Source organism: Leifsonia sp. PARNA 1/14 (genome assembly GCF_055720965.1).
This window is the reverse complement of the sequence record NZ_JBVQSP010000008.1, coordinates 135,570-146,169: the sequence shown is the minus strand read 5'-3', so window position 1 is coordinate 146,169 and position 10,600 is coordinate 135,570. Positions and strand designations below refer to the sequence as shown.

The window sequence follows — 10,600 nt, the reverse complement described above, 5'->3', positions numbered from 1 at the left end:
GCCCGGCCGATGGCCGGGCTCTCTCTAAGTAACCACTGTCGCGACTCATCTAGAACATATGTCCCGACTCATCACACGGTGGATCTGAGGGGACTCGAACCCCTGACCCCCTGCATGCCATGCAGGTGCGCTACCAGCTGCGCCACAGACCCGTATTCAGTTCGTTCAGTGTTTCCCGGGGCTCCCCGGGCAACTCATTCAGCCTACTACACGCGGGCTGCGCAACGAAAATCGGACGCGCAGCCCGGGCGTGCCTAGTCCGCGGTGTGCACCGGCAGCTCGAGCGGGAGGACCGGGCAGTCCTTCCACAGGCGCTCGAGTGCGTAGTACATGCGGTCCTCCTCGTGGAAGACGTGGACCACGAGGTCGCCGAAGTCCAGGAGGATCCAGCGACCCTCCGCCTTGCCCTCACGACGCAGCGTACGCACCCCCGCGTCGTTGAGGCGGTCCTCCACCTCGGAGGCGATGGCGATGACGTTGCGTTCCACAGAGCCGGACACCAGGAGGAACGCGTCGGTCAGCGGGAGCGGACCGGACACGTCGAGCGCGACGAGGTCGATGCCCCCCTTCGCGTCGGCGGCGGCTGCCGCGATCTGCAGGATGTCCCGGGCGTGCGGGGAGGCGGTCACAGAGAGTCCTTCACGATTGAGCTGGCCGACGTCGAACGGGGCGCCGTCGAAGGGGTCAGTGGAGCACGCGTCATCAGAACACGTTGAGCACGTATGCCGCGATCAGGAGGCCGATCACGCCGACCGCGAGCACACCCGCGGTGACCATGAGCACGACGGGCAGCGTATTGCCGCGCTTCTTCGGCGGCGCGATCACTCCCCGCGTCGACGTGTGGGTGCTGATGGCGCGCGAGGCACGGACCGGCGCGACCTCGGAGGTGTTGAACTCGTTCTCTTCGCCGTCGAGCAGGCGGTCGATATCGGACGAGTCGATGCGATCGTGCGCGCCCGTCGAACCGAGCGTGCGCGGGAGGTCGATCGAGCCTGTCACCAGGATCTCGCCTGTGCTCGTCAGCGGGCCGGTCGCATCGGCCTGCGGAAGCGTCGGGAGGATGAGGGCGTTGGTCGTGGTCGCCGCAGTCGAGTGCCCGACGTTGCGGGAAGTGATCGGCCCGGAGCCGTCCTCCAGCTCGGCCGCGGTCGACCAGTGGCCGGTCGGCGGAGTGAACGGGCGGCGCTCCTGGACCGAAAGGTCGTCGTCGGCGTCGTCGACCTCCACCGGCACCGGCCCGGCAGTCGGAGCCGGAGCGGCGGCAATGGGCGCCGACGCCGTCGGGGCACCGAAGGCAGTGAAAACGGACGTCGCGGACGAGCTCACGTCGGTGTCGGGAACCGAGCCCGGCACGCGCGCACTCGCGGGAGCCGGAGCCGCCTGCGGTTCGGCCGGCGCGCCATCCGCATCCTGCGTGAAGGAGACCGGGAAGACCGGATCGGCGATCGCCGGGGAATGGTTCGCCTGCTGGTTCGCCGCCTGGGCTTGCAGCATCGCGCGCATCTCGCGACGGGTCAGCGTGCGCTCACCCGTCGAATCGCCCACTTCGTCGGAGGACGGAGACTCCGCGGTGGGGAATGCGGCCGGGCGGGCGACAGCCGCCGGTACCACGGCCATCGGCTGCGTCACCGGCTCGGGCTTCGACGGATCGGGCGCCTGACGGAACAGGTCGAACGCCGCGGCGTCGGAGCTGGCGTCGTCGTCGGCGCGCTGGGGGACGCTGAAGAGGAGGCTGTCGAAGCTGCCCGTGCCGGACGGCGACGACACACCCGGCTCGGCGAACGCGGAGGCCGGGATCGCGGGCGGCTCGTCGGCCTGCGCGGCTCCGGGAGTGGTCGACATCTCGGGAATCTCGCCCGCAGGAGTCGTCTCGGAGGTACCGGCACGGCGCGCCGCTTGGCGCGCGGCGGTGCGCTCGTTCTCTCTGGCCTGTCGCCGCGTCTGCGGCGGCTGGCTCGCTTCCGCTGGCTCTTCAGGCCAAGACGTCATGCCACGCTCCGATACAAGTGATGTTTGGAGATGTACTGGACCACCCCGTCGGGGACGAGGTACCAGACGGGGAATCCCCTGCTCACCCGGCTCCGGCAGTCGGTGGACGAGATCGCCAGGGCCGGAACTTCCAACAAGCTTACGTCTTGTTTCGGCAATCCAGAAATATTGAGGTCATGTCCCGGACGACTCACAGCCACGAAGTGCGCGAGCTTCCAGAGTTCGTCGATGTCGCGCCAGCTGAGGATCTGTGCGATGGCATCTGCGCCGGTGATGAAGAACAGCTCGGCGTCCGGACGCTCGTCGCGGAGATCGCGAAGGGTGTCGATGGTGTACGTCGGCCCCACACGGTCGACATCGACGCGACTCACCGTGAACCGCGGGTTGGAGGCCGTCGCGATCACCGTCATGAGATAGCGGTGCTCGGCGGGGGTCACCTCGCCCTTCTGCCAGGGCTGGCCGGTCGGGACGAACACGACCTCATCGAGATCGAACGACTGCGCGACCTCGCTCGCGGCGACCAGGTGGCCATGATGGATCGGATCGAACGTGCCGCCCATCACGCCGATGCGCGGGCGGCTCTTCTCGGTCAGCTCCATGCCGGGAGGCGGCTCAGTGCCCCTGGGTCGGGTGGCCGGTGCCGTGGTGCGTGGCACCCGGTGCGCCGGCGTGCGACGCGGCATCCGCTGCCGACCGGTGGCTGTGCCGGTTCGCGACGTCACGGTAGCTGAACAGGACACCGAGCAGCGCCAGGAAGATGACGATGGCGATCGTGCCGTACGCCCAGGTGGGCATGGGCAGCTCGACGTGGGTCTCCGCTGCCGCGAGGATGGTCGTCAAGTGGGACATCGGTGGGTTCCTTTCGGGGCGCTGTGGCCTCGGCGCTCGGGCGTGGCCGTTGTTCAGTCTAGTGGTCGGTCACCCGCGGATCTGGCCGGACCCGCGGACGATCCACTTGGTGCTCGTCAGCTCCGGCAGGCCCATCGGGCCGCGGGCGTGCAGCTTCTGGGTGGAGATGCCGACTTCGGCGCCGAACCCGAACTCTCCCCCGTCGGTGAACCGTGTCGACGCGTTGACCATCACGACGGCCGAATCGACCTCGGCGAGGAATCGGTCGGCGTTGCCGAGGTCGTTCGTGACGATCGCCTCGGTGTGCTGGGTCGAGTAGCGCCGGATGTGCGCGATCGCGGCGTCGAGGTCGTCGACGACCCGCACCGAGATGTCGAGGCTCATGTGCTCGGTGGCGTAGTCCTCGTCCGTCACCGGCACTCCGCCGGGCGCGAACGGCAGCGCCGTCTCGTCGGCGTGGATGGTGACCCCGGCCTCCGCGAGCGAGCCCAGCACGGCGGGGAGCAGGCGCTCGGCCGCCGCCCGGTGCACGAGCAACGTCTCCACCGCGTTGCAGACGCTCGGGCGCTGCACCTTGGCGTTGCGGACGATGTCGACCGCCCAGTCTTCGCGCGCGCTCTCGTCGAGCACGATGTGCACGACCCCGGCGCCGGTCTCGATGACCGGAACGCTCGACTGGGTCACGACCGCCTGGATGAGGTCGGCGCTCCCGCGCGGGATCAGCACATCGACCAGCCCGCGGGCCCGCATCAGCTCGTTCGCGCCATCGCGCCCGAACTCGTCGATGGTCTGGGCGGCGTCCGCCGGCAGACCGGCGCCGGCAAGCGCCTCCCGCACCACCCCGACGAGCACCTGATTGGTGTTGAGGGCGGCGGTGCCTCCGCGCAGGACCACCGCATTGCCACTCTTGATCGCGAGCGAAGCGATGTCGATGGTGACGTTCGGGCGCGCCTCGTAGATGGCGCCGACGACGCCGAACGGCACGCGGGTCTGCGCGATCTTCACGCCGTTCGGGAGGTCGCTGCCGCGCACCACCTGCCCGACCGGGTCGGTCAGGCCCACGACCTCCAGCACCGCATCGGCGAGATTCTGGAGGCGCGCAGGGGTCAGCGTCAGCCGGTCGAGCAGGCCCGCCGAGAGGCTGTTCTCGCGGCCGTTGGCGAGGTCGAGCTCGTTCGCCGTGAGGATGCTCTGCTCAGCCGCGAGGACGCCGGAGGCGATGGCCCGCAGTGCGGCGTTCTTCTGCTCCGTCGTCGCCGTCGCGAGCGCCAGCGAAGAGGCCTTGGCCGCGGTGAGACGATCGGCGAGCGAGACCGGGACGGCGATGGTCGAAGACATGGGTCAAGTCTAGGCCGTGGCGATGTCAGCGGTTCGGAGGTCGTCCACGCTGGGCGCAGGAGCGAACCAGGTGCCGACCGGCTCGCCGCGCAGGGCGTCGGCGACGAGCGTCGTCGCAGTGAGGATGACCGCCGTGCCCTGCTCTGCCGCCTGGCGCGCGGCGGACACCTTGGTCAGCGCTCCCCCGGTGCCGACGCCGGAGAGGCCGGTCGACCCGATCTCGACGCCGGCGAGCTCGTCGCCCCACCCGACCACTTCGATGCGCTCCGCGCCCTCCTCTTGCGGAGGCTTGGTGTAGAGCGCATCGACGTCGGAGAGCAGGACGAGCAGGTCGGCCTCCACGAGCAGGGCGACGAGGGCCGCGAGCCGGTCGTTGTCGCCGAAGCGGATCTCGTGAGTGGCGACCGTGTCGTTCTCGTTGACGATCGGGAGGATGCGCAGGTCGAGCAGCCGTTCCATCGCGCGCTTCGCGTTGCTGCGGTGGGTCGGGTTCTCCATGTCGCCCGCCGTCAGCAGCACCTGACCCGCCACGATCTCGTAGCGGTCGAGGCTGTCCTGATAGCGGTAGATGAGCACGTTCTGGCCGACCGCGGCGGCGGCCTGCTGAGTCGCCAGGTCGGTCGGGCGGGCGTCGAGCGACAGGTACGGGATGCCGGTCGCGATCGCGCCGGAGGACACCAGGATGACCTGCGTGCCGCGGCCGTGAGCCTCGGCGAGGGCGTCGACGAGCGGGCCGATCTGCCCCGCGTTCTCGCCGCTGATGGAGGACGAGCCGACCTTCACGACGATCCGTCGGGCGGTCGGGACCTGGGCGCGCTCGTCGATCGTCATTCCCGGCCCGTCCCGCCTTCCGCCTCGCTCCGGGAACCGGAGTCGTCGCCGTCGTAGTCGTCGTAGTCGTCGTCCTGCCAGAGCCCGGCCTCCTTCTCGCGGAGCAGCTCGGCGCGGGCCTCGGCCTTGCCGTCCATCCGGTCGAAGTAGTCTTCGCGGCGCTGCGCCCTGGTCGGGCGGTGACTCGCGTCGATGCGGGCGTCGGTGCCACGCGGTGACGTCATCAACTCTGCCGTGGAGGTCAGAGTCGGCTCCCAATCGAACACCACGCCATTGTCACGGCCGATCACGACCGTCGACCCGGCGACCGCGCCCGCGGTGAAGAGACGGTCCTCGACTCCGAGCTTGGCCAGCCGGTCGGCGAGATAGCCGACGGCCTCGTCGTTGGCGAAGTCGGTTTGCGCCACCCAGCGCTCGGGCTTGGCGCCGAGGATCCGGTACACCGGGCCGTCTGAGCCGCCCTCGACCTTCACGGTGAACCCGGAGTCGTCGACGGCCTTCGGGCGGATCACGATCCGTGGGCGAATCTCGGCCTCTGCGGCCTCGGCCGCCCTGGCCTCCTCCACCAGTTCGGCGAGGGCGAACGAGAGCGCACGGAGGCCCTCGTGGCTGACCGTGGAGATCTCGAACACCCGGTAGCCGCGCGCCTCCAGGTCGGGACGGACGAAGTCGGCGAGCTCGCGGGCGTCTGGCACATCGATCTTGTTGAGCGCGATCAGCTGCGGGCGGTCGAGCAGCGGCACCTGGCCCTCGGGCACAGGGTAGGCCGCGAGCTCGCCGCGGATGACCTCCAGGTCGCTGAGCGGATCGCGCCCGGGCTCGAGCGTCGCGCAGTCGAGCACGTGCAGCAGGGCCGAGCAGCGCTCGACGTGCCGCAGGAACTCGAGACCGAGGCCACGACCTTCGCTCGCGCCCTCGATGAGACCGGGGACGTCGGCCACGGTGTAGCGCACGTCGCCGGCCTGCACGACGCCGAGGTTGGGGTGCAGCGTCGTGAACGGGTAATCGGCGATCTTCGGCTTCGCCGCCGACAGTGCGGCGATGAGGCTCGACTTGCCCGCTGACGGATAGCCGACGAGCGCCACGTCGGCGACCGTCTTGAGCTCCAGGAGGACATCGCCCTCCCAGCCGGGGGTGCCGAGCAGGGCGAAGCCAGGAGCCTTGCGCTTGGTGGTCGCGAGGGCCGCGTTGCCGAGCCCACCGAGACCGCCGGCCGCTGCGACGTAGCGCATGCCGGGCTCGGTCAGGTCGACGAGCTCCTCGCCGTCGGCCGATTTGACCACGGTGCCGACCGGCACGGAGAGCTCCAGCTCGCCGCCGGTGTGGCCGCTGCGGTGGTCGCCCATCCCGAAGCCGCCGTTGTCGCTGGAACGGTGCGGGTGCCGGTGATAGCCGAGCAGCGTCGTGACCTGGGGGTCGGCGACGAGCACGATGTCGCCGCCGTTGCCGCCGTTGCCGCCGTCGGGGCCGGCGAGCGGCTTGAACTTCTCACGGCGCACGGAGACGCACCCGTTGCCGCCGTTGCCCGCACGCAGGTGAAGCGTCACGCGGTCGACGAACGTGGCCATGGGTACTCCTCAGATCTGAAGTGAAACGACGGATGGGCGGGCCGAAGCCCGCCCATCCGTGAAGTGCAGTCGTGGGTGAGGCTCAGGCCTCGACGGCCACGATGTTGACGACCTTGCGGCCGCCCTTGTTGCCGAACTCGACCGAGCCCGCCGCGAGGGCGAACAGGGTGTCGTCGCCACCGCGGCCGACGTTGACGCCCGGGTGGAAGTGGGTGCCGCGCTGGCGGACCAGGATCTCGCCGGCGTTGACGGTCTGGCCGCCGAAGCGCTTCACGCCGAGGCGCTGCGCGTTCGAGTCACGACCGTTGCGAGTGGAACTCGCGCCCTTTTTGTGTGCCATGTCTTCTTCTCCTCGAGAGGTTCTCTGTCGGCTACTTGATGCCGGTGATCTTGACGCGCGTGAGCTCCTGGCGGTGGCCCTGGCGCTTCTTGTAGCCGGTCTTGTTCTTGAACTTCTGGATGACGATCTTCGGGCCGCGCAGGTCGCCGAGGACCTCGGCGGTCACCTTCACCTTGGCGAGGGACTTCGCGTCGGAGGTGATCTTGTCACCGTCGACGAGCAGGACGGCGGCCAGCTCGACGTTGCCGTTCTTGTCGGCCTTGATGCGGTCCATCGTCACGATGGTGCCGACCTCGACCTTCTCCTGCCGGCCACCGGCGCGCACAACTGCGTAAACCACTTTCACGTACCTTTTCGTCGGGGATCAGCTCCCGGCGACGCCGTGGACCTGTCCTGCTCTTGTTTGTTCAGGGAGTTACTGGTGAGCTCGCGCCCGCCGATGGCGGCGGGTGGCTCTCAGAAAACCGCGAGGGTGTACCAGCCTACCGGCACACACCAACGGTCAACTTTACCCGACGCCGCACGACCCGTCAATTCAGCGAGGGGGCGTCGAGACCGTCCGGCACCCTTGTCGGAGCCGGTTCCTAGAATCATTCTATGACGGTCCTGATCGATCCCCCGGCATGGCCCGCCCACGGCATGTTGTGGTCCCACCTGGTCAGCGACTCCTCGCTCGACGAGCTGCACGCGTTCGCGGCCGCGGCGGGCGTGCCCGCGCGCGCGTTCGACCTCGACCACTACGACGTCCCCGACCGCCGCTATGACGAACTCGTCGCCGCAGGAGCCGTGCCCGTGGATGGCAAGCAACTGGTGTCCCGGCTCATCGCCAGCGGCCTGCGCGTGCGCGCACGCGACCGCGTCCGCCGTCACTGAGGTGCGACCGCGGACGATACCGGAGGCGTGATCAGGCGTCGCGCTGATCGCCCGCGAGCTCCCCGCCGGTGATGACGGCGGTGCTGGCGCGACGGCCGCGGCTACGGCCCTGACCGGCCGCCTTCGGGTGCGGGAGGGCGTCGAGCACGGAGTCGAGCAGGAGCTCGGTCTCCACGGCCGACGGTGCGGCGGCGTGAGGGTGCGGCTCGGTGGGCGCAGGCAGGTCGATCAGCGGGAGGTCGACGTGCACGGCGGCCTCCGGCTCGGCCGCGGCGTCGGACACGACAGCGTCGGCCTCGATAGCGCCGGCCTCGACAGCGCCGGCTTCCTTCGCGGCCGGCTCGGCCTGCTCGTCCGCGCTCTCGGGGCGCTGCTCGTCGCGCTGACCCTTGCTCTTGCGCCGGCGCTTCTTGGGCGCGGCTTCTGCAGCCGGAGCCGCCTGCGCGGCGCCTGCGTTCTCGGCGGCAGGGGCCTGGGCCTCGCCGGCGGGTGCGCCCTCGCCCTCGTGGTGCAGGTGCAATGTGGAGGCCGCGATCTGCGCGAGCGCGTTCTTGGCGTCGTCAGTGATGGCGTGCGTGCCGTTGCCGGAGTGCGGGGCGCTCGAGGGTGCCTGGCCGCCGCTGTTGCTGCCACTGCGACCACGGCGCCGCTCGTTCTGCGGCTGCTGCTGCGGCTGACGGTGCTTCACGACCGGGTCGTGGTGCACGATCACGCCACGGCCGGCGCACACCTCGCAGGCCTCGCTGAAGGTCTCCAGCAGGCCGAGGCCGAGCTTCTTGCGGGTCATCTGCACGAGGCCCAGCGAGGTGACCTCGGCCACCTGGTGCTTGGTCCGGTCGCGGCTCAGGCACTCGATGAGTCGCCGCAGCACGAGGTCGCGGTTGGACTCCAGCACCATGTCGATGAAGTCGACGACGATGATGCCGCCGATGTCGCGGAGCCGGAGCTGGCGGACGATCTCCTCCGCGGCCTCCAGGTTGTTCTTGGTGACGGTCTCCTCGAGGTTGCCGCCCGAGCCCACGAACTTGCCCGTGTTGACGTCGACGACGGTCATCGCCTCGGTGCGGTCGATGACCAGCGAGCCTCCCGACGGAAGCCAGACCTTGCGCTCCAGCGCCTTCTCGATCTGCTCGGTGACCCGGAACTCGTCGAACGCGTCGCGGTCACCGGTGTAGGCCTCCACACGGTCGATCAGGTCGGGCGCGACCTGGCGCAGGTAGCTCTCGATGGTCTGGCGCGCGTCGTCGCCGGCGATGACCAGCTTCTGGAAGTCTTCGTTGAAGACGTCGCGGATGATCTTGATGAGCAGGTCGGGCTCGCTGTGCAGGAGAGCGGGCGCCTGCTGCGTCTCGACCTGGCGGCTGATGTCCGCCCACTGCGCCGTCAGGCGGGTCACGTCGAGTGTGAGCTGCTCCTCGGTCGCGCCCTCGGCGGCCGTGCGCACGATCACGCCGGCGTTCTCGGGCAGCACCTCTTTGAGGATCTTCTTGAGGCGTGAGCGCTCGGTGTCGGGGAGCTTGCGGCTGATGCCGTTCATAGAGCCGTTCGGCACGTAGACCAGGTAGCGGCCCGGCAGCGAGATCTGGCTCGTGAGCCGTGCGCCCTTGTGCCCGACAGGGTCTTTCGTGACCTGCACCAGCACGCGGTCGCCGGCCTTCAGCGCCAGCTCGATGCGGCGCGGCTGGTTGCCCGTCTCGACGGCGTCCCAGTCGACCTCGCCGGAGTAGAGCACGGCGTTGCGGCCGCGGCCGATGTCGACGAACGCGGCCTCCATGCTCGGCAGCACGTTCTGTACGCGGCCGAGATAGACGTTCCCGATGAGGGAGGCCTCCTGCGATCGGGCGACGTAGTGCTCGACCAGCACCTTGTCCTCCAGAACACCGATCTGGATGCGGCCGCCCTTCGAGCGGACGACCATCTGCCGATCGACCGACTCGCGGCGGGCGAGGAACTCGGCCTCGGTGATGACAGGGCGACGGCGACCGGCGTCGCGGCCGTCGCGCCGGCGCTGCTTCTTGGCCTCCAGGCGGGTGGAGCCCTTGACCTTCTGCGGCTCGGTGATCAACTCGGGCTCGCGCGGAGCACGCACCTTGACGACGGTGTTCGCCGGATTGTTCGCCTCGTCGCGGCCGTTCTCGCCGGCCCGGCGGCGCGAACGACGGCGGACCGAGCCGGACGGCTCCTCGTCGGGAAGCGGCGGCAGCGGCAGGATGTCGGGCGCCTGGAACAGCAGCGTCGTCGGCGGGAGGCCGGGCACGTAGGCGGCGGCGCCCTCCTGTTGGTCGCCGCGCCTGTCCGGCAGCGCCGGAGGCTCGTGACCGTCGGAGGTGGCGACCACCGTGACGGCCGCCTGCTCCTCGGTCACAGCGATCGTCGCATCGGGAGCCTCGGCGGTCGCTTCGGTGCCGCCAGGAGCCTGCTCGACCGCGACCTGTTCGGCCGCGACCTCGCGCTCCTCGGCGAACACCGGAGTCTCGGCCGTACCGGCCGGCCTGCTGACCCGTCTGCCTCCGAAGAGGCTGCGGCGCCTACGCCCTCCTGCGCTCTGATCGTTGCTGTTCGTGTTGTCGATATTCTCGTTTTCCACCATCGCTGGTGCACTCCTCGACCGGCGGCGGCAACCCGCTCGCCGGGTACTCTCCGTCGGAGGCGCCGCGTGCGGCCCCCTCCGTAATCCTTGATCGGACGGCGGGTGCTCGTGGCACCGTCCGTCCGGCTTTCACTTGTCTTGTGCCGGTCATGAGCGACCGGCCTTTCATTCGGGCGCACCTGGCGCCCTCAAGCCTTCTTCAGTGTCGGCCGACGTGGTGTC

11 protein-coding genes and 1 tRNA gene are annotated in these 10,600 nt (G+C 69.7%); 1 reads left to right on the top strand and 11 read right to left on the bottom strand.

Annotated features, from left to right (window positions below; genetic code table 11):
* Window positions 1-79: 79 nt before the first annotated feature.
* The 10 genes from AC0HS0_RS18900 to rplU form a co-directional block, all read right to left on the bottom strand.
* Window positions 80-152, bottom strand: a tRNA-Ala gene (locus AC0HS0_RS18900).
* Window positions 153-254: 102 nt separating this feature from the next.
* Window positions 255-629, bottom strand: coding sequence for a ribosome silencing factor (gene rsfS / locus AC0HS0_RS18895; RefSeq protein ID WP_472965686.1), 375 nt, complete (start codon window positions 627-629; stop codon window positions 255-257).
* 73 nt (window positions 630-702) lie between these two features.
* Complete coding sequence (locus AC0HS0_RS18890) at window positions 703-1,842, bottom strand: hypothetical protein (RefSeq protein ID WP_472965685.1); 1,140 nt, start codon at window positions 1,840-1,842, stop codon at window positions 703-705.
* Window positions 1,843-1,985: 143 nt separating this feature from the next.
* Window positions 1,986-2,588, bottom strand: coding sequence for a nicotinate-nucleotide adenylyltransferase (gene nadD / locus AC0HS0_RS18885; protein WP_472965684.1), 603 nt, complete (start codon window positions 2,586-2,588; stop codon window positions 1,986-1,988).
* Between the two features lie 13 nt (window positions 2,589-2,601).
* On the bottom strand, window positions 2,602-2,838 hold the full coding sequence (locus AC0HS0_RS18880; protein WP_472965683.1) for a hypothetical protein: 237 nt from the start codon (window positions 2,836-2,838) through the stop codon (window positions 2,602-2,604).
* A gap of 69 nt (window positions 2,839-2,907) precedes the next feature.
* Complete coding sequence (locus tag AC0HS0_RS18875) at window positions 2,908-4,176, bottom strand: glutamate-5-semialdehyde dehydrogenase (protein WP_472965682.1); 1,269 nt, start codon at window positions 4,174-4,176, stop codon at window positions 2,908-2,910.
* A gap of 9 nt (window positions 4,177-4,185) precedes the next feature.
* A complete protein-coding gene (gene proB / locus AC0HS0_RS18870) occupies window positions 4,186-5,007 on the bottom strand; it encodes a glutamate 5-kinase (protein ID WP_472965681.1) in 822 nt (273 codons plus the stop codon).
* Entirely contained in the window at window positions 5,004-6,575 is a 1,572-nt protein-coding gene (obgE, locus tag AC0HS0_RS18865; RefSeq protein WP_472965680.1) for a GTPase ObgE, read from the bottom strand. Before obgE ends, proB begins: the two co-directional genes overlap by 4 nt.
* A gap of 82 nt (window positions 6,576-6,657) precedes the next feature.
* Window positions 6,658-6,915 carry a 50S ribosomal protein L27 gene (gene rpmA / locus AC0HS0_RS18860; protein WP_055916380.1) on the bottom strand — a complete coding sequence of 86 codons (258 nt, stop codon included), beginning with the start codon at window positions 6,913-6,915 and terminating at the stop codon, window positions 6,658-6,660.
* A 31-nt stretch (window positions 6,916-6,946) separates the two neighbouring features.
* Window positions 6,947-7,255: a 50S ribosomal protein L21 gene (rplU, locus tag AC0HS0_RS18855; RefSeq protein WP_472965679.1), complete on the bottom strand. Its 309-nt coding sequence runs from the start codon at window positions 7,253-7,255 to the stop codon at window positions 6,947-6,949.
* Between the two features lie 257 nt (window positions 7,256-7,512).
* On the opposite strand from rplU, the gene AC0HS0_RS18850 reads away from it, so the two are divergent.
* Window positions 7,513-7,788, top strand: coding sequence for a DUF4031 domain-containing protein (locus AC0HS0_RS18850; protein ID WP_472965678.1), 276 nt, complete (start codon window positions 7,513-7,515; stop codon window positions 7,786-7,788).
* Between the two features lie 31 nt (window positions 7,789-7,819).
* Here the strand turns inward: AC0HS0_RS18850 and AC0HS0_RS18845 are convergent, their stop codons facing one another.
* Window positions 7,820-10,378 (bottom strand): Rne/Rng family ribonuclease, encoded by a 2,559-nt coding sequence (locus AC0HS0_RS18845; protein WP_472965677.1) that lies wholly within the window; start codon window positions 10,376-10,378, stop codon window positions 7,820-7,822.
* Window positions 10,379-10,600: the final 222 nt, after the last annotated feature.

Coding starts and splice junctions, on each gene's coding strand:
- AC0HS0_RS18890 (WP_472965685.1), bottom strand. CDS start 1,842: ATGTCGACCACTCCCGGAGCCGCGCAGGCCGACGAGCCGCCCGCGATC.
- nadD (WP_472965684.1), bottom strand. CDS start 2,588: ATGGAGCTGACCGAGAAGAGCCGCCCGCGCATCGGCGTGATGGGCGGC.
- AC0HS0_RS18880 (WP_472965683.1), bottom strand. CDS start 2,838: ATGTCCCACTTGACGACCATCCTCGCGGCAGCGGAGACCCACGTCGAG.
- AC0HS0_RS18875 (WP_472965682.1), bottom strand. CDS start 4,176: ATGTCTTCGACCATCGCCGTCCCGGTCTCGCTCGCCGATCGTCTCACC.
- proB (WP_472965681.1), bottom strand. CDS start 5,007: ATGACGATCGACGAGCGCGCCCAGGTCCCGACCGCCCGACGGATCGTC.
- obgE (WP_472965680.1), bottom strand. CDS start 6,575: ATGGCCACGTTCGTCGACCGCGTGACGCTTCACCTGCGTGCGGGCAAC.
- rpmA (WP_055916380.1), bottom strand. CDS start 6,915: ATGGCACACAAAAAGGGCGCGAGTTCCACTCGCAACGGTCGTGACTCG.
- AC0HS0_RS18850 (WP_472965678.1), top strand. CDS start 7,513: ATGACGGTCCTGATCGATCCCCCGGCATGGCCCGCCCACGGCATGTTG.
- AC0HS0_RS18845 (WP_472965677.1), bottom strand. CDS start 10,378: ATGGTGGAAAACGAGAATATCGACAACACGAACAGCAACGATCAGAGC.